The organism is Micromonospora sp. WMMB235 (assembly GCF_001855515.1).
GTDB classification, from domain to species: domain Bacteria; phylum Actinomycetota; class Actinomycetes; order Mycobacteriales; family Micromonosporaceae; genus Micromonospora; species Micromonospora aurantiaca.
In genome coordinates this window covers 3,096,036-3,117,990 of record NZ_MDRX01000001.1, presented here as the reverse complement: position 1 = coordinate 3,117,990, position 21,955 = coordinate 3,096,036, and the positions used below count along the sequence as shown (strand labels likewise).

Genomic DNA, 21,955 nt, shown 5'->3' with positions numbered 1-21,955 from the left:
GATCGTCGCACGGCCCGGCCCCACCCGCCCGGGTGGCGCGGTGGGCGTCCGTTCGCCCTGCTCGGCGCGGGTGGCCGGACGACTGTCACAGCCGACCGCTACGGTTCTCGGGTAGCACGAACACGGGAGGTCGACAGCGGTGTCCGAAGGCGGCGGCGTGTCCGAAGAAGCGGTTCCCCCAGCGGTCGACGCGGCCCAGGACGCGGCGGCGGGTGCCGAGCCGACCCCGGCGGCCCGGGAGCGGCACGCCACGCTCAGCCAGGAGCTGACCGAGCACCAGTACCGCTACTACGTGCTCGACGCGCCGACGGTCACCGACGCGGAGTTCGACAAGCAGCTGCGGGAACTGGAGGCGCTGGAGGCCGGATACCCGGCGTTGCGCACCCCCGACTCGCCCACCCAGCGGGTCGGCGGCACCTTCTCCACCGACTTCACGCCGGTCACGCACGCCGAGCGGATGCTCTCGCTCGACAACGCCTTCGCCGACGAGGAACTGGCCGCCTGGTCGGAGCGGGTCGAGCGCGACGCCGGCGGCCCGGTGCCCTACCTGTGCGAGCTGAAGGTCGACGGGCTCGCCATCAACCTCACCTACGAGAAGGGCCGGCTGGTGCGCGCGGCCACCCGGGGCGACGGCCGCACCGGCGAGGACGTCACCGCCAACGTGCGCAGCATCAAGGGCGTACCGGCCCGGCTGACCCCGGCCGGCGACTTCCCCGACGTGCCCGACCTGATCGAGGTGCGCGGCGAGATCTACTTCCCGGTGGCCGCGTTCGCCGACCTGAACGCGAGCCTGGTCGAGCAGGGCAAGGCGCCGTTCGCCAACCCGCGCAACGCCGCCGCCGGAAGCCTGCGGCAGAAGGACCCCCGGGTGACCGCCTCCCGCCCGCTGCGCCTGGTGGTGCACGGCGTCGGCGCGCGCACCGGGTTCCGGCCAGCCGCGCAGTCCGAGTCGTACGCCGCGCTCAAGGCGTGGGGGCTGCCCACCAGCGACCGGTGGCGGGTGGTGGACGACCTGGCCGGCGTCGCGGAATACATCGCCTACTACGGCAGGCACCGGCACGACGTCGAGCACGAGATCGACGGCGTGGTGGTCAAGGTCGACCCGGTCTCCATCCAGGGCCGCCTCGGCTCGACCAGCCGCGCGCCCCGCTGGGCGATCGCCTTCAAATACCCGCCGGAGGAGGTCAACACCAAGCTGCTCGACATCGAGGTGGAGGTCGGGCGCACCGGCCGGGTCACCCCGCGCGCCGTGCTCCAGCCGGTGCGGGTGGCCGGCTCCACCGTCGCCTACGCCACCCTGCACAACGCCCGCGAGGTCGAACGCAAGGGTGTGCTCATCGGCGACACGGTGGTGCTGCGCAAAGCCGGAGACGTGATCCCCGAGGTGCTCGGCCCGGTGGTCGAGCTGCGCCCGGCCGACGCCCGCCCGTTCGTCATGCCTACCACCTGCCCGGCCTGCGGCACGCCGCTCGCGCCGGCCAAGGAGAGCGACGTCGACATCCGCTGCCCCAACGGGCGGGCCTGCCCCGGTCAGATCCGCGAGCGGGTCTTCTACCTGGCCAGCCGCAAGGTGCTCGACATCGAGGTGCTCGGTGAGAAGGGCGCGGCGGCGCTGCTGGACGCCCAGATCATCACCAACGAGGGCGACCTGTTCCAGCTCGACGCCGAGCAGTTGAGCGGGTCGCCGTTCTTCGTCAACAAGGACGGCAGCCTGGGCAGCAACGCCACCAAGCTGCTCGACAACCTCGCCGAGGCCAAGGAACGCGACCTGTGGCGGGTGCTGGTGGCGCTGTCCATCCGGCACGTCGGCCCGACCGCCGCCCAGGCGCTCGCCCGGCACTTCCGCTCGGTCGCCGCGATCGAGGCCGCCGGTGAGGAGGAGCTGTCCTCGGTGGACAGCGTCGGCCCGACCATCGCGGCGAGCGTGAAGGAGTGGTTCGCCGTCGACTGGCACCGCGACGTGGTGCGCAAGTGGGCCGAGGCGGGCGTACGGATGGCCGAGGAGGCCGCCGACGAGGGGCCGCGACCGCTCGACGGGATCACGGTGGTGGTCACCGGCACGCTCGGCGGGTTCAGCCGCGACCAGGCGGCCGAGGCGATCCAGGTCCGGGGCGGCAAGGTGACCGGCTCGGTCTCCAAGAAGACCGGTTTCGTGGTGGTCGGCGACAATCCCGGCTCCAAGGCGGACAAGGCCGCCACCCTGAAACTGCCGATCCTCGACGAGGACGGATTCCGGGTGCTGCTGGACTCCGGCCCGGAGGCGGCCCGCGAGGTGGCCCGGGTGGAGGACTGACAGGCTGGTCACAGCGACCGTCCGGCGGATACCAAGTTAATTACGACTACGACCGATTCGTGACTGTCGTGTCGGGGAAATCGCCTCGGAGGGCGTTTCATTGGCGTACGACGCGTGACGGCGCGCGCCAGGACGTTCCCCGGGAGGTGCGATGGAGACCGGCGACCCGCGTAACTCCGTCCCGCCCGGGCGGAGCGGGCCGTTCTTCGGCTTCGTCGGCGCGATCGGCGTGGTCGCCCTGGCGGTCTCGGCCGGGCCGCTCGTCGCGCTCGCCGACAGATGGAGTGAACTGCCGGCCGCGTTCTGGACGATGGCGGCGCTCGCCGTCGCCTGCGACGCCCGCCCGTTCGTCCCGCCCGGCCGGCGGCAGACCTCGGCGGTGTTCCCGTCGACCTGCTTCACCTTCGCCATCCTGCTCGGCTGGGGCTTCGGTCCGGCCGTCGCGGTGCAGGCCGTGGCGGTCGCGGTCAGCGGCTGGCGGCTCGGGTACGCCCCCTGGCGTACCGGCTTCAACGCCGCGCAGTACGCGTGCGCGCTCGCCGCCGCGTACGCGGTCACCCGGCTGGGCCCGGGTGAGCTGTTCGACGGCGGCCGTCTGCACTGGACCGACGTGGCGGCGGTGGGCGGCGCGACGGTCGCCTGGTTCGTGGTCAACTACGGGCTGGTCAGCTCCGCGGTCCGGTTGCGCTTCGGCGACAGGTGGTGGCCGAGCGTCCGCAGCGGCCTGGCCTACGAACTGCTCGCCACCGGTTCGCTGCTGCTGCTCGCGCCGGTGCTGGTGGCCGCCGCCCGGGCCAGCGCGGCGCTGATCCCGCTGGTGCTGGTGCCGCTGTTCGCCGTCTACCGGATGGCCCGGCTCTCCGCCGAACGGGAACAGCTCGCCGACGTGGACCCGCTCACCGGGCTGCCCAACCGCAAGGCGCTGCTCACCGAGGTGGCCGAGCAGGTGCACCTGCACGGCGACCGGGCCGCCCGGGGCGCGCCGGACGCGCACCTGGCGCTGCTGCTGCTCGACCTCGACCGGTTCAAGCACGTCAACGACGCGCTCGGGCACGCGGTAGGGGACCGCCTGCTGGTCGAGGTGAGCGCCCGGCTGACGGGCGCTGTGGGCGCCGGTGACATGGTGGCGCGGCTCGGCGGCGACGAGTTCGCCATCGTCGTACCCCGGCTCACCGACATCGACCAGGCTCGCGAGCGGGCCGCCCGGGTGGTCGCCGCGCTCGCCGAACCGGTGCCGCTGGACGGGCTGCCGCTGGACGTGGGCGGCGCCATCGGCATCGCGCTCTACCCCGACCACGGCGAGGACTTCGCCACCCTGATGCGCCACGCCGACGTGGCCATGTATGACGCGAAGCACCGCAACGACACGGTGGCGGTCTACGCGCCGGAGTCCGACCACAACTCGGCCGAGCGCCTGAGTTTGCTGGCCGACCTGCGCCGGGTGCTGGAGTCCGGCCCGTCCGCGCAGGGCGGGGAGACTGTGGGCGTACGCGGGGGTGACGGCGCCGCCCTGACCCCGGCGCTGCCGGTGCGGGCCGACCGCCCGGCCCGCAACCAGCGGCCGGCGCGCGACGGCGGCCGGCGGTCCGGCGACGGGGCGAACCGCTGGCTGCGACGGCGCCGCGAGCGCGTCGAGGAGCGGCACGACGACGACCTGATCGAGCGGATCCTCACCGGCGCCGACCCGATCCGCCGCCGGGCCGCCCGGGCCGGCGCCGGACCGGTCGCGGGTCCGCTCGTGGTGGGCGACGCGGAGTTCGCGCCGGAGACCGAGACCGCCGACGCCGACGTCACCCAGGACGCGGAGGCCGCCGTGAGCACCGGTGCGCCGGGCGTCATCGGGCCGACCGCCGACGGGAGCACGGTGGCCGGGCCGGACGAGCAGGCCGGGCACCCGGGCGAGATCACCATGTACTACCAGCCGCAGATCGCCATCGCGACAGGCGAGGTGGTGGGCGTCGAGGCGCTGCTGCGCTGGCGGCACCCGCGCCGGGGCATGGTCGACCCGGGCGAGCTGATCCAGGTCGCCGAGCAGAGCGCGGTGATGCGGCTGCTCACCCGTCGCGTGGTGGACGACGTGGTGGAGCAGCTCGCCAAGTGGTCGGCGGCCGGGCTCACGCTGCGGGCCGCGCTCAACGTCAGCGTCCGTGACCTGCACACCGGCGAGATCGCCGACCAGATCGCCGACCGGCTGGCCCGGTACGGCGTGCCGCCGGAACGCCTCCAGGTGGAGATCACCGAGGGCGCGCTGATGGCCGACCCGCGGCGGGTGCTCGCCAGCATCACCCAACTGCACCGCATCGGCGTCGGCATCGCGCTCGACGACTTCGGCACCGGCTACTCGTCGCTGCAACACCTGCGGCGGCTCCCGCTGTCCGAGGTGAAGGTGGACCGGTCGTTCGTCCTCGGGATGGCCGAGGACCCGGACGACGCGGCGATCGTCCGCTCGATGATCGAACTGGCCGGGGCGCTCGGGCTGCGTGTGGTGGCCGAGGGCGTGGAGGACGAGCGCACCTGGCGGATGCTGCACGCCGCCGGGTGCGACGTGGCGCAGGGCTGGTTCCACGCCCGGCCGATGCCGGCCGAGGACCTGGTGGCCTGGCTGTCCCGCTACCGTCCGGTGCGCCCGGCGGAGGCGGGGAGCCGCAGCGGTCCGGCCCCGGAGGGGGAGTCGAAGGCGTCGTCGTGACGGCGGGACAATAGACTCGCTCCGGTCACCGCGCGTCATCGAGCACGCCCGCACGCGCGGCCGGCCCACCGCAGACGTCTCAGGACAGCCACGAAGGGGGCACTGATGGCCGCCATCTCCCGCGAGGAGGTCGCGCACCTCGCGCGACTGTCGCGGCTCGCCGTCACGGAGGAGGAACTGGACACCTTCGCCGGCCAGCTGGATGTGATCCTCCAGTCGGTCGCGCAGGTCGGCGAGGTCGCCGCGGCGGACATCCCGCCGACGTCCCACTCCGTGCCGCTGACGAACGTGCTCCGTGAGGACGTGGTGCGGCCGGGCCTGACCCCGCAGGAGGCGCTGTCGGGCGCCCCCGACGCCGAGGAGCAGCGGTTCCGCGTCCCGCGGATCCTGGACGAGGATGTGGCCTCATGACCGACCTGACCAAGCTCACCGCTGTCGAGATCGCCGGGCTGGTGGCGAGCGGCGAGACCTCCGCGGTCGAGGTCACCCAGGCCCACCTGGACCGGATCGGCGCCGTCGACGACCGGGTGCACGCGTTCCTGCACGTCGACACCGAGGGGGCGCTGGCGGCCGCGCGTGCCGTGGACGAGCGCCGCGCCGCCGGTGAGGAACTGGGCCCGCTCGCCGGTGTGCCGGTCGCGGTGAAGGACGTGCTGACCACCAAGGGCGTGCCGACCACGGTCGGGTCGAAGATCCTGGAGGGCTGGCGCCCGCCGTACGACTCGACGATCGTCGAGCGGCTGCGCGACGCCGGCACGGTGATGCTCGGCAAGACGAACATGGACGAGTTCGCGATGGGCTCCTCCACCGAGTACTCCGCGTACGGGCCGACCCGCAACCCGTGGGACCTGGAGCGGATCCCGGGCGGCTCCGGCGGTGGCAGCGCGGCGGCGCTGGCCGCGTACGAGGCGCCGCTGTCGATCGGCTCGGACACCGGCGGCTCGATCCGCCAGCCCGGCGCGGTCACCGGCACCGTCGGCGCGAAGCCCACCTACGGCGGCACCTCCCGCTACGGCCTGGTCGCGTTCTCCTCGTCGCTGGACACGCCCGGCCCGTGCGCGCGTACCGTGCTCGACGCCGCGTTGCTGCACCAGGTGATCGGCGGTCACGACCCGCGCGACTCCACCTCGATCCCGGCCCCGGTGCCGGACGTGGTGGCCGCGGCGCGGCGTGGCGCCACCGGCGACCTGACCGGCGTGAAGCTCGGCGTGGTCACCGAGTTCACCGGTGAGGGCGCGGAGCCCGGCGTGATGGCCGCGTTTCGCGACGCCGCCGAGGCGCTGGCGAAGCTGGGCGCCGAGATCGTCGAGGTCTCGTGCCCGAACTTCAAGTACGCGCTGCCGGCGTACTACCTGATCGCGCCGAGCGAGTGCTCCTCCAACCTGGCCCGGTTCGACGGCGTCCGGTTCGGCCTGCGGGTCGGCGACGACGGCAACCGGTCGCTGGAGGAGGTCATGTCGCTGACCCGCGAGGCCGGCTTCGGCCCCGAGGTCAAGCGCCGCATCATGCTCGGCACGTACGCCCTCTCCTCGGGCTACTACGACGCCTACTACGGCCAGGCGCAGAAGGTCCGCACGCTCATCACGCGGGACTTCACCAGTGCGTTCGAGCAGGTCGACGCGCTGATCTCGCCGACCACGCCGTTCGTGGCGTTCCCGATCGGGTCGCGTACCGCCGACCCGTACCAGATGTACCTGGCAGACCTGTTCACCATCCCGACGAACCTGTACGGCGGCCCGGCCATCTCGGTGCCGTGCGGCCTGTCCGACGGGCTCCCGGTCGGCTTCCAGATCATGGCGCCGACTATGGCCGACGACCGGATGTACCGGGTCGCCGCCGCGCTGGAGAACGCCGTCGGCACGCTCACCCCGCCGGCGCTCTGAACCAAGGGGTACCGAGGCGGGCCGCCCGCCTCCGTACCGGACGACGTCCCGCGCCCGGTGCGGTCACCACGACCGCGCCGGGCGCGGCTGTCGTCGCGGCGACACGGTGATCACCGATCAGTGGATTGCCCGGGGTCACTGGCACTGGTCGAATAAACTCCGAGTCTGCTGGATCGACTGGACTGTGGCCCGCTGGCGGACGCGAGCGGTTCCGACCGAGAGCTGGATGTGCGATGGGGACACTTCGCCCGGTCATGGCCCTGACGATGGTCGCGGCGTTGCTGCTGGGCGCCGCGCAGCCCGCCACCGCGCAACCGGCCACCGCCGTCACGGAGACCGTCACCATCACCTCGGGCAAGCCCCGGCCGGTCATGGTCATCGGGCAGGTCTACGCGATCCACACCGTGGAGGCCACAGGTGGCACCGAGCCGTACCGGTTGTCGGTGACGTCGGGCGGTCTGCCGCCGGGGATGCTCGTGGTGGGGACGTCGCTCGGTGGCGCGCCGACGACGCCCGGCACGTACACGTTCACGTTGCGGATGACCGACCAGAACGACCTCTTCGACGAGCAGACGGCGACCATCGAGGTACGCGAGCCGACTGTCGTCATCACGTCCGGCACGCCGCGGTCGCCCATGTACCTCGGGCGGGTGTACGCGATCCACACCGTCGAGGCCACAGGCGGCACCGAGCCGTACCGGCTGTCGGTGACGTCGGGCGGTCTGCCGCCGGGGATGCTCGTGGTCGGGACGTCCCTCGGTGGCGCGCCGACCACCCCCGGCACGTACACGTTCACGTTGCGGATGACCGACAAGAACGACCGCTTCGACGAGCAGAAGGCCACAGTCGTCGTCGCCGAGGCGAAGACGGCGTTCACCTCCGGCGAACCGCCCGCCGCCACTGCCGGTAAGCCCTACTCGTTCCGGTTCACCGCCGACGGTGACTCTCACATCGCGTTCGCCCTGGCCGCCGGGGCACTGCCGGGCGGTCTCACCCTCGACGAGGAGGGCCGGCTCCGCGGCACCCCGGGCAGCGCCGGCACGTTCACCTTCACCGTCTCGGCGAAGGGATACAGCACCAGCGCCACGACTGAGGTGTCCCTGACCGTCGCCGCCCCGGCCCCGGCCACCCCCACGGCGACCCCGACCGGCTCGACGCCCACCCCGGCCGCCCCGACTGCGACGCCGACGCCGAGCGATCCGGCCGCCACGCCGTCGGCGAGCAGCAGCACCGTGGCGCCCCAGCCGACGCCCTCGCCGTCGAAGGTGAGTGGCGCGTGGCTGCCGATCACCGGGCCGGGTTCGCCGCTCGTACTGCTGCTGTTGAGCGTCGTGGCCTTCTCCGTCGGCGGCATCCTGCTCGTGCTGGCCTACAACCGCCGGCGGAGCTTCACCGCACCCGAGTGACGCCCGGCCCGGGCCAGGTCGTCGTGGCGGGCCGCCGTGCGGTGATCTCGAAGCCCGGCATCGGGGTGGCCGGGCCAGCCGATTAGGCTGGAACGGTTCTGTCCGGATCGCGCCTGGAGCTCAGATGACGACGACACTGCCCGCGTACGACGAGGTCGTCGCGCGCTTCGAACCGGTGATCGGCCTGGAGACCCACGTCGAGCTGGGCACGAACACCAAGATGTGGTGCGGCTGCCCGACCGACTTCGGCGGCGAGCCGAACACCCGGGTCTGCCCGGTCTGCCTCGGCCTGCCCGGCTCGCTGCCGGTGGCGAACAAGGCCGCCATCGAGGCGACCATCCGGATCGGGCTGGCGTTGAACTGCTCGATCGCCGAGTGGTGCCGGTTCGCCCGGAAAAACTACTTCTACCCGGACATGCCGAAGAACTTCCAGATCAGCCAGTACGACGAGCCGCTGTGCTTCGACGGCTACCTGGACGTCGAGGTGAACGGCGAGCTGGTGCGCATCGGCATCGAGCGGGTGCACCTGGAGGAGGACACCGGCAAGACGCTGCACGTCGGCGGCGCCACCGGTCGCATCCACGGCGCCACCGAGTCGCTCGTCGACTACAACCGGGCCGGCATCCCGCTCGTCGAGATCGTCACCAAGCCCATCCCGGGCACCGGCGCGCTCGCGCCCGAGGTCGCCCGCGCGTACGTCACCGAGCTGCGTGACGTGATCCGCTCGCTCGGCGTCTCCGACGTGCGGATGGAGGAGGGCTCGCTGCGCTGCGACGTCAACACGTCGCTGAACCGGCCGGGCGAGGAGTGGGGCACCCGCACCGAGACCAAGAACGTCAACTCGCTGCGTTCGGTCGAGCGGGCGGTGCGCTCGGAGATGCTGCGCCAGGCGTCGGTGCTGGAGGCCGGCGGCCGGATCACGCAGGAGACCCGGCACTTCCACGAGGACACCGGCGACACCACGTCGGGCCGGTCCAAGGAGACCGCCACCGACTACCGGTACTTCCCGGAGCCGGACCTGGTGCCGCTCGCCCCGGACACCGCGTGGGTGGCCGAGCTGAAGGCCGCCCTGCCGGAGCTGCCGCGGCTGCGCCGCAAGCGGATCCAGCAGGACTGGGGCCTGTCCGACCTCGACATGCAGTCGGTGGTCAACGCCGGCGCGGTCGAGCTGATCGAGGCGACGGTGGCCGCCGGCGCCACCCCGGCCGCGGCCCGGAAGTGGTGGCTGGGCGAGCTGTCCCGCCGCGCCAACGAGACCGGCGTGGAGCTGGCCGACGTCGGTGCCACCCCGGCCCAGGTCGCCGAGCTCCAGGGACTGGTCGACGCCGGCAAGCTCAACGACAAGCTGGCCCGTACCGTGCTGGAGGGCGTGGTCGCAGGCGAGGGCTCGCCGACCGAGATCATGACCAACCGCAACCTGGAGGTCGTCTCGGACACCGGCGCGCTCACCGCCGCCGTTGACGAGGCGATCGCCGCCAACCCGGACGTCGCCGACAAGGTCCGCAGCGGCAAGGTCGCGGCGGCCGGCGCGCTGGTCGGCGCGGTCATGAAGACCACCCGCGGCCAGGCGGACGCGAAGACCGTCCGCGAGCTGATCCTGGCGCGCCTCGGCGCCTGACGTGTTGTAAGGAAGGGCCCCTTCTTAACGCCTGGTGCATGGGAAGGGGCCCTTCCTAACGCCTCGCCACCCCTCCCCGGACAGGGCGTCAACGGCGACGCCCGGATGGAGTCACCGTGAACCAGCACGACCTCGACGTCCTCGACGAGATCCAGCGCCGGGTGCTCTGGCTCGCCACCCGCATCGTCGACGCGGCCAACCACGACCGCGACACCGGTGACGGGGTGAAGGTCGGCGGCCACCAGGCATCAAGCGCCTCCCTTGTGACCGCGATGACAGCGCTCTGGTTTCACCACCTGGACGCCGAGGACCGGGTGGCGGTGAAGCCGCACGCCTCGCCGGTGTTCCACGCGATCCAGTACCTGCTCGGCAACCTCGACAGGTCGTACCTGCCGAAGCTGCGGGCGCGCGGTGGGCTCCAGTCGTACCCGTCACGCACCAAGGACCCGGACGAGGTGGACTTCTCCACCGGCTCGGTCGGCCTGGGCGCCGCCGCGCCGCTGTTCGCCGCCGTCACCCGCCGCTACGTGGACGCGCACTTCGGCGCGCGCCCGCACTCCCGGTTCGTCGCCATCATCGGTGACGCCGAGCTGGACGAGGGCAACATCTGGGAGGCCGTCGCCGACCCGGCAACCACCGGGCTCGGCAACGTGATGTGGCTCGTCGACTTCAACCGCCAGTCGCTGGACCGGGTCGTACCCGGCATCCGGATCAACCAGTGGCGCGGCCAGTTCGAGGCGGCCGGCTGGCACGTCGTGGAGGTCAAGTACGGCCGCAAGCTGGCCGAGGCGTACGCCCGGCCCGGCGGCGCGGCGCTGCGCGACTGGATCGACCGGATGCCCAACGAGCAGTACCAGTCGCTGTTCGGGCTGGCCGGGCCGGCGCTGCGCAAGCAGTTCCTGGACGGCGCGCCGGCCGAGGTGGCCGCGTTCGTCGCCGACATCGGCGACGACGAGCTGGGCCCGCTCGTCACCGACCTGGGTGGGCACGACGCGCAGGCCATGCTCGACGCCTACGCCCAGTGCGACGCCGTCACCGATCGGCCCAGCGTCGTCTTCGCGTACACGGTCAAGGGCTGGGGCCTGCCGATCGCCGGCAACCCGCGCAACCACTCGGCGCTGCTCACCACCGAGCAGGTCGACACGTTGCGCGCCGCGCAGGGCCTGACCCCGGAGACCGAGTGGGACCGCCTCGACCCGGCGTCCCCGGCCGGCATCCGGGCCGGCGAGCGCCGGGAGGTGCTGTCCCGCCCGCCGCGCGAGCGTGCGCTGGGCGTCACCGTTCCGGAGACCACGAGGGTACGCGCGAACAAGCCCGTCTCCACCCAGGAGGTCTTCGGCCGGGTGCTGGTCGACCTGGCCCGCGATCCGCAGGTTGCGCCCTACCTGGTGACGACCGCGCCGGACGTGGCCACCTCGACCAACCTGGCCGGGTTCATCAACAAGACGGGCGTCTTCGCACCGACCGAGCAGCGTTCCTGGACCGAGGACCGGATGCTGCGCTGGACCGAGAGCCCCGCCGGGCAGCACATCGAGCTGGGCATCTCGGAGATGAACCTGTTCCTGCTTCTCGGCCAGCTCGGCCTGTCGTGGGACCTGTCCGGCCAGCCGCTGCTGCCGGTGGGGACGGTCTACGACCCGTTCGTGCTGCGCGGTCTGGACGCGTTCCTGTACGGCACGTACTCCGGTTCCCGGTTCGTGGTGGCCGGCACCCCGTCCGGCATCACGCTGGCCCCGGAGGGCGGCGCGCACCAGTCCACCATCACCGCATCGGTCGGCCTGGAGCTGCCCGGGGTGACGTTCCTGGAGCCCGCGTACGCCGGCAGCCTCGACTGGCTGCTCTGCGACGCGCTCGGGCAGATCGCCGGTGGCTCCGCTCCGGCCGCGACAGCCGCGCCAGCCGAGGACGGGGCCTACTACTTCCGGCTCAGCACCCGGCCGATCGACCAGGCACCGTTCGAGGCGGCCCGGGCACGGCTCGGGGACGCCGTGCTGCGGCGGCAGGTGGTGGCCGGCGCGTACCGGCTCGTCGACGCGCACCAGGCGTACCCCGATCTGGCTGACGCCCCGGTCGTGCAGCTCGCCGCCTCCGGCGCGGTTCTGCCGGAGGTGCTCGCGGCCGCCGCGGAGCTGGCGGAGGAGGGCGTGGCCGCGCACGTGGTCGACGTGACCAGCCTGGACCGCCTCTACCGGGCGTGGCAGCGGACGCTGCGACAGGGTGTGCGGACCGCGACCGTGCCGAGCGTGCCGGGCGCGCTGCGGTCGGCGTTCGCCGACCGGGTGCCGGTGGTCACCGTGCACGACGCGGCCTCGCACGCGATGGCCTGGCTCGGCTCGGCGGTCGGCGCTCCGGCGGTGCCGCTCGGGGTGGACGAGTTCGGCCAGTCCGGCAGTGTCCGGGAGCTGTACGAGCTGCACGACCTGCTGCCCGGCAGCATCGTCAACGCCGCGCTGGCCGCGATCGCGCTGCGCTGAGGCGCGCGTCCGTTGCGCTGACCGCACGCCGCCACGGGGCCGGCCGGACATCCGGACGGCCCCGGGTCCTCGCGGTGAGGTCCGGCCTCCGGGTGGGCCTCAGCCTCTCGGCTCGCCGGTCTTCCGGCTCTCTCGGGCGATCCGGCCCGCCCTTGGCACTCGGCCCGGTGCGTCCTGCGACCGGGTTCTGCCGGCTCTCCTGGCTCCCGGATCGACCCCGGCACGGCGGGCCGCGTCCTGGCCGATTCGGGTGGCGCGGTGGACGGCATTCCTCACGGAAAGTGACGGCGGGAATGGCTGCGGAGGGTAACCGCCTCTGGCGACCCGGGGGATCACCTCTCGGCCCCTTTGCTCTGCAGCCATATCCGCATCACCGCCCTGAGCTGGGGCGTAGTGGAACGCTCGCCGCTCTGCACCCACCCAGACGGTGACGCTCGGTTCCTGCTGCGCCGATGGGTGCAAAGCAAAGTCGGCGGCGGGACATCCTCGGGCCGGACGGGCTTCGTGACGCCGAGTGACCGGGTGTCAGTGCTGCAGGGCGCCGGGCTGACCGCGAGAAAGGCGAGAAAGCGGGGCGGTCAGCTCGTGGGGGTGGGGCTCAGCGTGGTCGTGCCCGGCGACGGCGACTCCGACGGGCCGCGGGTCGGGGTCGGGGTGACCGGCACCTGGTCGCCCTTCGCCGGGTCGCGGATGACGTGCCGCTCCAGGTTGACCTGCGACTGCCCGGTGCCGCCCACAGTGATCTCGTCGTACGCCTGGAGCAGCTTCTGCTGGTCGAAGTAGAGCACAGTCATGGTCAGCGGAGTCGGCTTCTCGCCCTCCAGGCCGCGCAGCCCGGCCCCACCGGTGGAGCCCTGCACCATCAGCGTGGTCGGCTGCTTGCCCTCCACCTGCGGCAGCTTCGACACCTGCCGGGAGTGGGTGTGCCCGGAGAGCACGAGCGGGCAGTCGCCGGAGAGCGGGCCGGCCGAGGCGGGGTCGTGGATGAGCGCGATGTCGACCTTGCGCGGCGACTTGTCGATCGTGGCGGCGAGCTGTTCGCCGGCGCCGATCACCTGGTCGGCGACGGCCGAGGTGAGGCCGCTGCCGGCCGGTGAGGTCTCCTTGTCGGGGGTGAAGCGGGGGTCGCCGATGCCCGCGATGGTCAGCCCACCCACTGTGGTGACCGAGTCGTTCAGCACGATCGCGTTCGGCTGCTGCGCCACCGCGGCGGCGGTGCGCGGCGAGTCGTGGTTGCCGCGGATGAACACGTACGGCTTCTTGAGCAGGCCGATCGACCCGACGAACGACGCCTCCGGCTCGCTGCCCCAGTCGGTCATGTCGCCGGTGTCGACCACCACGTCGATGCCGAACTGCTCGACCACGGTACGGATCAGCTGCCAGCCGGTCGGGTTGAGGTGGATGTCCGACACGTGCAGCACCCGTGTGGTGCCGGGCGACGGCTGCACCACGGGCAGGGCGGAGACCGTGGTGTAGAGCTTGCTGACGTTGCCGACCAGCCGTTGGAGCTGCTCGGCGTACTTGGTGTAGTCGTTCGCGATCCGCCGCGCGTCACCGACGATCGCCGGCGCGTTGACCAGCAGGCCCTCGTACCGCGGCTCCTCGATCGCCTGCGGGCGCAGCGTGCTCGCGGCCATCCCGAGGCTGCCGGCGGTCACGACCAGCGCCAGACCGCCGGCCCAGGCGGTGCGCCGGACGTCCCGGAAGACGAGCGCGGCCAGCAGCAGCGTTGCGAGCACGACCGAGGCGAGCGTACGCAGCCCGAGCCGCATCACGCCGTCGCGGACGTCCTGGACGGCGGACTGGCTGGCCCGGCTGATGCTGGCCGGGTCGTCGATGAGCGCCTCGGTGCGCCCCTGATCCAGCGAGCCCACCTCGACTGTGAGGTACGCCGGGCCGTCGTGGCTGTCCAGCAGCAGCGCGCCCAGCGGCGGGATGTCGACGGTGGTGCCGCCGGACAGCGACGGGCTGAGCTTCAGTTCGGCCCGGAACGGGCCGATGTCGGTGCCGACGTGGCCGCCCGCGTACGTGCCGATCACGATGCCGCCGAGCGTGACCGCGAGCAGAGCCAGCACGACACCCAGCCGGCGCAGCCGGTGACCGGGCCGCCACGCCGTCAGGCGGCGGGCGCGCCCGCGCTCCGGAGACGTCTCGTCCCCGGTGCGGTGCTGTTCGTTCTCGTGGCCGTCCATGCTGAGATTCTGACCTGCCCCTTGCGCGATCTTGACAAACCCGGTGGGCCGGATCAGCTCCGGCCGGCGCCCCCGTCGGCGAAGACGAGCCGCAGGAGGCGGTCGTCCTCGGCGGTGGGCGTACCACGCCCGTCCCGGTTCGACGTGCTCACCCAGAGCGAGCCGTCCGGCGCCGCCGCGACGGCCCGTAGCCGACCGTACCGGCCGTTGAGCAGGTCGCGCGGCTGACCGAGGACTGTGCCGTTGCCGGCCAGCTCCACCAGCCAGAGTCGCTGGCCGCGCAGGCAGGCGGCGACGAGCAGACGGTCCGCCGCCGCCAGGCCGGAACAGGAGGCGTCACCTGTGGGCCACTGTGTGATCGGGTTCACGTAGCGCTTGTCGTCGCCGCGCCCCTCGACCCGGGGCCAGCCGTAGTTCCCGCCCTTGTTGATCTGGTTGATCTCGTCCCAGGTGTTCTGGCCGAACTCCACCGCGTACATCTTCTTGTCCGGCGTCCAGGCGAAGCCCTGGACGTTGCGGTGGCCCGTCGACCAGACCGGCGATCCGGCGGTGGGGTTGCCCGGCGCAGGCTTGCCGTCCGGCGTGATCCGGAGGATCTTGCCGCCGAGGCTCTTGGCGTCCTGGGCGTTCTCGGTGCGCCCGGCGTCGCCGGTGCTCGCGTAGAGGTGGCCGTCCGGGCCGAAGCCGAGCCCGCCGCCGTTGTGCGTGCCGGACTTCGGGATGCCGGTCAGGATCGGCTTCGGCGCCTGCCCGAGCTGCATCTTCGCGATCCGGTTGTCGTCCTCGGCCGTGTAGTAGACGAAGACCGTGCGGTCCTTGGCGTACGCGGGGGAGACCGCGATGCCGAGCAGGCCGCCCTCGCCACCGGCGGCGACGTCCGGCACGGTCTGCACCGGCCGCACGGCCAGCCCGTCCGGGCCGGACTCCGGGCCGACCTGGAGGATCCGTCCCTTGTCCCGCTCGGTGACCAGCGCCCCGCCGTCGGGCAGGAACGCGATGCCCCACGGCACTTCCAGCCCCTTGGCCAGCACGGTGGCGACAACCTGCTGACCGGCCCCGCCGGGACTCGCGGTGCCGGACGGTGTGGGCAGGTTGGGCGGTGCGCCGGCCGGGTCCGGCTCGGGCTCGCCGAGGGAGCAGCCGGCGGTGCCCAGGAGCAACGCCGCGCAGGACGCCGCCAGCGCCGTCCGGAGGCGGCTGACACGGGGGTACGCAAGACGCGGGCTCACCCGGCCCAGCCTAGCCGGGCGGACCGGCGAACCGGGCACGTCGCGCGCACCCCTGCCCGCGTCCGGCCGTTCGGAGGAGTGCCGGTCAGCCGGCCCGCAGCGCGAGCAGGGCGACGTCGTCCTCGCGCCGGTGCGCGGCGGCGAGCAGCCGGTCGCAGAGCAGGTCCAGCGGTACGCCCGGCCCGCCGGCCTCGAGGTGGGCGAGCAGTTCGGCCTGTCCCTCGTCGATCGGCTGGTCCCGGCGCTCGATCAGCCCGTCGGTGTGCAGCAGCAGCGTGTCGCCCGGTGCCAGGGTCAGCGTCCGGCCGGTACGCCGGGGCGGCCGGGCCAGCCCGAGCAGCGGCCCGCGGCCGTCAGCCACCGAGACCGTGCCGTCGGCGCGGACCAGCAGCGGCGGAGGATGCCCCGCGTTGCACCAGAAGACCATCAGCCCGTCGTCGGCCGGGCGGACCCGGGCCAGCACGGCGGTGGCGACGGTGGGCACCCGCAGCCCGCCCATGGCCTGGTCGAGGTGGGCGACCAGATCCTCCACCGGGTCGTTACGCCCGTACGCGTTGCCCCGCACCAGGTTGCGCAACTGGCCCATGGTGGCCGCCGCCTCGATGTCGTGCCCGGCGACGTCGCCGATCGCGGCGATCAGCTCGCCGTCGGGCTGGACGAACGCGTCGTACCAGTCGCCGCCCACCTCCACCCGGTCGGCGGCCGGCAGGTAGCGGGCGGCCAGCTCGATTCCGGGCACGGCCGGCAGGCTCGGCAGCATGCTGTGCTGGAGCACCTCGGCGACGTGCCGCTGCTCCCCGTAGAGGCGGCTGTTGCCGACCGCCTGTCCGGCACGTACCCCGATGTCCTGCGCGGTGCGCAGGTCGCTGGCGTCGAAACCGCGCCGCCCCTGACGGTTGACCAGCGTGACGGCCCCGATCACCCGGTCCCCGGCGGCGGTGATCGGCACGGTCAGGTGGGAGCCGATGCCGAGCCGGTCGGCGAGCGGCACCAGCTCCGGGCGCCTGGTCCCGCGCGCCACGTCGTCCAGGTCGGCCACTGCGCGCACCGCCGGCCGCCCGGTACGCAGCACCGACCGGATCTGCGACTCCGCGCTGAGCCCGGTGGTCAGCAACTCGGCGAAGCGGGTCAGGTCGGCCTCGCGCTCGGCGTCGCGGTGCACGCCGGTGACGGTGCGCGGCCGGCCCGCCGGGTCGACGAGCGTGATCAGGCACCAGTCGGCGAGCAGCGGCACCATCGCGTGCCCGAGCCGGTCCACGGCGGTGGCCACGTCGAGCGTGCCGCCGAGCATCTCGCTCATCCCGGCCAGCATGGCGAGCCGGTCGTGCGCCTCCTCGGCGCGGCGGCGGGCCTGCTCGGCGCCGCGGACCGCAATACGTAGTCGCAGCTCCGAGGAGCACGCGGCAGCCAGGTCGGCGAGCGTCCGCAGCTGCTCCTTCGTCCAGGCCCGGGGCTTGCTGTCGATCGCGCAGAGCGAGCCGAGCACCCGCCCCTCCAGGTCGGTCAGCGGCATGCCCGCGTACGCCACCACGCCCAGGTCCTCGATCGCCAGGTTGAGGCGTACGCGCGGGTAGAGGCGGGCGTCGGGCAGCACCAGCGGCATCTCGATGTCGACGACGTGCTGGCAGAACGAGTGGCTCAGCGGCGTCTCCCGGCGGGCCGCCCACGGCTCCGGCAGGCCGGTCGCGCCGGGAAAGAACTGGCGCTCGGCGTCCACCAGGGAGACGAGTGCGACAGGCACGTCCAGCAGATCGCCGACCAGACGCGCGAACCTGTCGAACGCCTCGTCCGGTACGGCGTCGAGCCGGGTCTCGTCGAGTGAACGCAACCGGTCGGGGTCGGCGAGCGCCGGAATCGGCACGGACACCCGTCCCCGGCCGTCCTCGCTCATCGCCACCGCCCTCAGCAAGCGGAACACCCGACCGGCATCCCGTTCTCGGTTATACCCCGCCGGGCCGCCACTCCATTCCCGGCGCGGTGTTCGTCACGGGTCACGCCGCGCCGGCCGGTCCGGGGCCGATATCGTCGGCGGTCGTGAAGGTATGGATCCCGCACCCGGAGGGCCGCCGGCTGCTCGGCGAGCTGCCGCCCGGCGTCACCGTGGAGCTGCTGGACGACCCGCGGCGGCCGCCGTCGTCCCCGTCCGGGGTGCGGTTCTGGGTGCCACCGTTCCTGTCCGGCCCGGACGCCGGGGCGCTCCTCGCCGAGCTGCCCGACGTCGAGGTGGTGCAACTGCTCTCCGCCGGGGCGGACGCCTGGGTGGGGCGGATCCCCGACGGCGTGACGCTCTGCGACGCCCGGGGCGTGCACGACTCACCCACCGCCGAATGGGTGGTCGCCGCGATCCTCTCCTCGCTGCGCGGATTCGCGCCGCTGGCCCGCGCGCAGGCCCGGCGCGAGTGGGCGTACGACGAGGTGGCGCCCACCGACGAACTGGCCGGCAAGCGGGTGCTGATCGTCGGCGCGGGCTCGATCGGCACCGCGGTACGCGACCGGCTCGCCCCGTTCGAGGTGAGCTTCACGCTCGTGGCCCGTACGCCGCGACCCGGCCAGGGCGTGCACGGGGTGGACGAGTTGCCCGCGCTGCTGCCCGAGGCGGACGTGGTGGTCCTCCTGGTGCCGCTGACCGAGCAGACCCGGGGCATGGTCGACGAGCGCTTCCTCGCCGCGATGCCTGACGGCGCGCTGCTCGTCAACGCCGCCCGCGGTCCGGTGGCACGTACCTCGGTGCTTGTGGCCGAGCTGACCTCGGGCCGCCTGCGCGCGGCGATGGACGTCACCGACCCGGAGCCGCTGCCCGCCGACCATCCCCTGTGGGAGCTGCCGAACGTGTTGCTCACCCCGCACGTCGCCGGCTCGGTACGCGGGCTGCTGCCCCGCGCGTACCGCCTCGTGGGCGAGCAGTTGCGCCGGTACGTGGCCGGGGAGGAGCTGACGAACCGGGTGGTCGACGGCTACTGATCGCGGGTGGCTTAATGATCGCTGCCGGTGTCCGGAAGCTCCTGCCTGGTGACGGCGATCAGCCGGGGCAGTTCGGTGGCGCGTACCGCCGGCAGCATCACCACTTCGCCGTCGTCGAGCCGGGCCACCGCCCGGCCGCGGGGGTCACCGGCGAGTTCGGCGACCTGGTTCCACGGCACCCGGCGCTGCCCGACGAGCGCCCGCAGCCGCAGCTCCCGGGCATCGGCGTCGGTGCCGGCCCGCCACGCCCAGACCGCGACGGCGAGCGGCACGAGCAGCACCCAGAGCAGCCACCAGCGGGCGGAGGCCAGCGGCAGCGCGCCGATGAAGGCGACGATCGCGGCGACCAGGATGGCCTGGTTGTGACGGAAACGGACGGTATCGGCGCGGCTCACCCCCCGATGATCCCACCCGGCCAGTCCCCGCCACCCCGCGGGCGTCCCCACCCCTCCCGCGTCCCTCCTCGCTCCCGCTGACGATCTTGGTACGGTTCCGCCCCTCGCGGGGCGGTCCGGTACCAAGATCTCGCTCGAGTTGGAGATCTTGGAAGCGTTGGGCCCCTCCGCGAGCCGTTTCCTTCCAAGATCTCGCGCGGGAGACCGACGCGGGACCGACGCGTCGATCTTGGACGTGATCCGGGCCGGTGACCGCCGTTGATGTGACGGATGTCACTGTGGCGGTGACGTCACCGGGCGCTTCCGGGATCGTTTCTAGGCGTGGCCGCAGCGGTCCCCGCCGATGCGTTCCCGTACCGCCCCGACCCCGCACGTCGTACCGCGCACCGCAACCGCACCGCCCCCGTGCCCCCTCACGAAGGCGACCGCCGTGCCCGTCCCCCCTCCCGCCGTTCCCCGTCGGCGATCAGTCCTGCCCGATGTCGCCGTCTCAACTGTCGGCACGGCGTTCCTCCTCGCCGGCGTCGCCGGTGCCCTGCCCGGCCCCGCAGCCGCCGCGCTCGCCGTCGCCGGAGGCTTCGCCCTCGCCTGCGTCCGGCTCGCCTGGCTGGCCGGAGCCGCCACACCGCCCGACGGCCCCGCGCCGCCCGACGGCCCCGCGCCGCCCGACCGTCCCGCACCGCCCGGCCACCGCGCGCCGACCGGCCGTCCCGTGCCGACGGGCGAAGCGCCGGACCCCGCCGTGACGCACGGCGCGACGGTGCTCGGCCCGAGGACCGGGCGGCGGGCTCGCCGGGCTGCGCTGTCCCGCCGGGTCGCCGCCATCCTGGACAGCGCCGTCCTGGTCGCCGGGCTCACCGTCGCGGTGCTGCCGCTGAGCGACGCCGCCCACCGGCTGCCGATCGCGCTGGCCGGGCTGTGCCTCACCGGGGCGCTGCACGTGACGGCCCTGCTGCGCCTGCCCGGCCGATCGCGGCTGTCCGGCCCGGAGCTGGTGCGCCGTACCGTCGACGTGCTGGCGCTCGGCGTCAGCCTGGTCTTCGCGGGCTGGATGCTGCTGCCGGGCGGCCCGGTCCCGGCCGTGGCCGGAATGGTGGCGGCGGGCGGCGCGGTGGTGCTCGCCGTGCTCGCGGTGGCGGCCGTCGCCGAACGCCGCCGCCGGCCGGGCGCCGCGCGCTGCCACGCCGGGGCCGCCCTGACGCTCGGCGGGCTGACGCTACTGGTGGTGCTGCTGGCTTACGGCGCGCCGGACCGGGCGCTGCCGCTCGTCGCGGCGCCCCTGGTGGCCGGGGCGCTGCTCACGGCCGCAGGCGCCCGGCGTACCTCGGGCGGTGAGCGGCCGGGCCGGGACGCGGCGCCGGCTGCCTGGCCCCGCCTCACCGCGCCGGCCGGGATCGCCGCGCTGGCCGCCGGGATCCACCTGATGACGGCGGGGGAGTTCAGTACCGCCGCGATGGCCCTGGGCCTGGCCGTCATTCCGCCGATCATGGTGGGTGAGCTGCTCGCCGCCGCCGACCAGCGCCGCCGGGTGCAACGGCTCGCGGCCCGCGAGGCGTGGTTGCGGCGCCGGCTCGGACCGGACTCCCGGCCGGTGGAGCCCGTGCCACTGACCCGCGTGGATCTGGTCCGGGCGATGGCGGAACGCAGTGGCGGCGGGCTACTCGTCGTCGACCTGCACGGGGTGGGTGGCGCCGTGCCGGAGGGGCCGGTGCTCAGCGAGGCCGCGCGCCGGCTGCGGGCAAGCTCCGAGACGCACGATCTGGTGGCCCGGCTCGGCGACACCGAGTACGCCGTCCTCACCGATCTCGGGCCGGTGCTCGCGTACGCGCTCGGCCTGCGGCTGCTGGCGGCGCTGGCCGAGCCGTACCCCCGGCCCGGAGGCGTCGCCCGGCTCGGGGTGAGCGTCGGGCTGGCCGAGACCAGCGGCGGCGATCCGGAGGACGTGCTGCGCCAGGCGGACCTGGCCCGCCGCCGGGCGGTGCAGCTCGGCCGGGACCGGGTCGAGTGGTACGACGCCTACCTGGAGGAGCAGCTGGTCCGCCGCCTGGATCTGGAGCGGGAACTGCCCGGCGCGGTGGCGCGCGGTGAGCTGGACCTGGTCTACCAACCGGTGGTGGCGCTCGCCGACCGGATGCCGGTGGGTACGGAGGCGTTGCTGCGATGGCGCAGCCCGGCGCTGGGCACAGTGCTCCCGGCGGAGCTGCTGCCGGTGGCGGCCGACCTGGACCTGACCGGCGAGATCGGGCGGTGGGTGCTGGACCGGGCCTGCCGCCAGCTCGCCGCGTGGTCGGAGGGCGGCCGCGAGCTGTGGATGGCGGTGAACGTGACGCCGCGCGAGCTGGCCGCGCCGGACTTCGTGGCGCGTACCGCGACTGCGCTGGCCGCGTACGACGTGGCACCGGAACGGCTGGTGGTGGAGGTGGCCGAGCCGGTGGTGGGACTGGAGCTGTCCACAGTGGTAGCCCGGCTGGCCGGCCTGCGGTCGATCGGTGTACGGATCGCGCTCGACGACTTCCGGGCCGAGCACGCCTCGCTCGCGCAGCTCCGCCGACTGCCGATCGACCTGCTCAAGGTGGGTCCGCACCTGGTCGGCCCGGGTGGGGACGGTCAGCGCCCACTGATCGACGTGGTGGCGAACCTGGCCGACCGGCTCGGCGTGGAACTGGTGGTCGAGGAGCTGGAGTCGGAGGGGCAGGTGGCCGGCGCGCGGCGGGCCGGCTGCCGGTACGGCCAGGGCTTCGCGCTGGCCCGGCCGGCGACCGCCGAGCGGGTCGAGGCGTGGTTCGAGGAGTATCCGTCCACCGCCCGGTGAGCT

13 protein-coding genes are annotated in these 21,955 nt (G+C 73.7%); 9 read left to right on the top strand and 4 right to left on the bottom strand.

Annotated elements, in window-relative coordinates; all coding sequences use genetic code 11:
• The first annotated feature begins 139 nt into the window (after positions 1 to 139).
• From ligA to BFV98_RS12960, 7 genes are all read left to right on the top strand, one after another.
• Positions 140 to 2,293, top strand: coding sequence for an NAD-dependent DNA ligase LigA (gene ligA / locus BFV98_RS12990; RefSeq protein WP_143025328.1), 2,154 nt, complete (start codon positions 140 to 142; stop codon positions 2,291 to 2,293).
• Between the two features lie 151 nt (positions 2,294 to 2,444).
• Positions 2,445 to 4,982 (top strand): bifunctional diguanylate cyclase/phosphodiesterase, encoded by a 2,538-nt coding sequence (locus BFV98_RS12985; RefSeq protein ID WP_071096446.1) that lies wholly within the window; start codon positions 2,445 to 2,447, stop codon positions 4,980 to 4,982.
• Positions 4,983 to 5,087: 105 nt separating this feature from the next.
• Entirely contained in the window at positions 5,088 to 5,393 is a 306-nt protein-coding gene (gene gatC, locus BFV98_RS12980) for an Asp-tRNA(Asn)/Glu-tRNA(Gln) amidotransferase subunit GatC (RefSeq protein ID WP_013284468.1), read from the top strand.
• A complete protein-coding gene (gene gatA / locus BFV98_RS12975) occupies positions 5,390 to 6,865 on the top strand; it encodes an Asp-tRNA(Asn)/Glu-tRNA(Gln) amidotransferase subunit GatA (RefSeq protein ID WP_030270135.1) in 1,476 nt (491 codons plus the stop codon). The genes gatC and gatA overlap by 4 nt, the downstream gene beginning before the upstream one ends.
• A gap of 254 nt (positions 6,866 to 7,119) precedes the next feature.
• Positions 7,120 to 8,271 (top strand): putative Ig domain-containing protein, encoded by a 1,152-nt coding sequence (locus tag BFV98_RS12970; protein WP_255368093.1) that lies wholly within the window; start codon positions 7,120 to 7,122, stop codon positions 8,269 to 8,271.
• Positions 8,272 to 8,395: 124 nt separating this feature from the next.
• Positions 8,396 to 9,889, top strand: coding sequence for an Asp-tRNA(Asn)/Glu-tRNA(Gln) amidotransferase subunit GatB (gatB, locus tag BFV98_RS12965; protein ID WP_071096443.1), 1,494 nt, complete (start codon positions 8,396 to 8,398; stop codon positions 9,887 to 9,889).
• A 116-nt stretch (positions 9,890 to 10,005) separates the two neighbouring features.
• A complete protein-coding gene (locus BFV98_RS12960) occupies positions 10,006 to 12,363 on the top strand; it encodes a pyruvate dehydrogenase (RefSeq protein WP_071096441.1) in 2,358 nt (785 codons plus the stop codon).
• Positions 12,364 to 12,941: 578 nt separating this feature from the next.
• Here BFV98_RS12960 and BFV98_RS12955 read toward each other — a convergent pair.
• From BFV98_RS12955 to BFV98_RS12945, 3 genes are all read right to left on the bottom strand, one after another.
• A complete protein-coding gene (locus BFV98_RS12955) occupies positions 12,942 to 14,555 on the bottom strand; it encodes a metallophosphoesterase (protein WP_071096439.1) in 1,614 nt (537 codons plus the stop codon).
• 53 nt (positions 14,556 to 14,608) lie between these two features.
• Positions 14,609 to 15,784 carry a sorbosone dehydrogenase family protein gene (locus BFV98_RS12950; RefSeq protein ID WP_071096437.1) on the bottom strand — a complete coding sequence of 392 codons (1,176 nt, stop codon included), beginning with the start codon at positions 15,782 to 15,784 and terminating at the stop codon, positions 14,609 to 14,611.
• An 85-nt stretch (positions 15,785 to 15,869) separates the two neighbouring features.
• Entirely contained in the window at positions 15,870 to 17,675 is a 1,806-nt protein-coding gene (locus BFV98_RS12945) for a SpoIIE family protein phosphatase (protein WP_071096436.1), read from the bottom strand.
• A gap of 143 nt (positions 17,676 to 17,818) precedes the next feature.
• Here BFV98_RS12945 and BFV98_RS12940 point away from each other — a divergent pair, with 143 nt between their 5' ends.
• On the top strand, positions 17,819 to 18,745 hold the full coding sequence (locus BFV98_RS12940; protein ID WP_071096434.1) for a 2-hydroxyacid dehydrogenase: 927 nt from the start codon (positions 17,819 to 17,821) through the stop codon (positions 18,743 to 18,745).
• A gap of 11 nt (positions 18,746 to 18,756) precedes the next feature.
• On the opposite strand, the gene BFV98_RS12935 is transcribed toward BFV98_RS12940, so the two are convergent.
• A complete protein-coding gene (locus BFV98_RS12935; RefSeq protein ID WP_071096432.1) occupies positions 18,757 to 19,140 on the bottom strand; it encodes a PH domain-containing protein in 384 nt (127 codons plus the stop codon).
• Between the two features lie 430 nt (positions 19,141 to 19,570).
• On the opposite strand from BFV98_RS12935, the gene BFV98_RS12930 reads away from it, so the two are divergent.
• Positions 19,571 to 21,952, top strand: coding sequence for an EAL domain-containing protein (locus tag BFV98_RS12930; RefSeq protein ID WP_071096430.1), 2,382 nt, complete (start codon positions 19,571 to 19,573; stop codon positions 21,950 to 21,952).
• The last annotated feature ends 3 nt before the right edge of the window (positions 21,953 to 21,955 follow it).

Bases quoted from the DNA above. Each gene is read 5' to 3' on its own strand.
- BFV98_RS12985 (WP_071096446.1), top strand. From the start codon at position 2,445: ATGGAGACCGGCGACCCGCGTAACTCCGTCCCGCCCGGGCGGAGCGGG.
- BFV98_RS12945 (WP_071096436.1), bottom strand. From the start codon at position 17,675: ATGAGCGAGGACGGCCGGGGACGGGTGTCCGTGCCGATTCCGGCGCTC.
- gatC (WP_013284468.1), top strand. From the start codon at position 5,088: ATGGCCGCCATCTCCCGCGAGGAGGTCGCGCACCTCGCGCGACTGTCG.
- gatB (WP_071096443.1), top strand. From the start codon at position 8,396: ATGACGACGACACTGCCCGCGTACGACGAGGTCGTCGCGCGCTTCGAA.
- BFV98_RS12955 (WP_071096439.1), bottom strand. From the start codon at position 14,555: ATGGACGGCCACGAGAACGAACAGCACCGCACCGGGGACGAGACGTCT.
- BFV98_RS12970 (WP_255368093.1), top strand. From the start codon at position 7,120: ATGGCCCTGACGATGGTCGCGGCGTTGCTGCTGGGCGCCGCGCAGCCC.
- gatA (WP_030270135.1), top strand. From the start codon at position 5,390: ATGACCGACCTGACCAAGCTCACCGCTGTCGAGATCGCCGGGCTGGTG.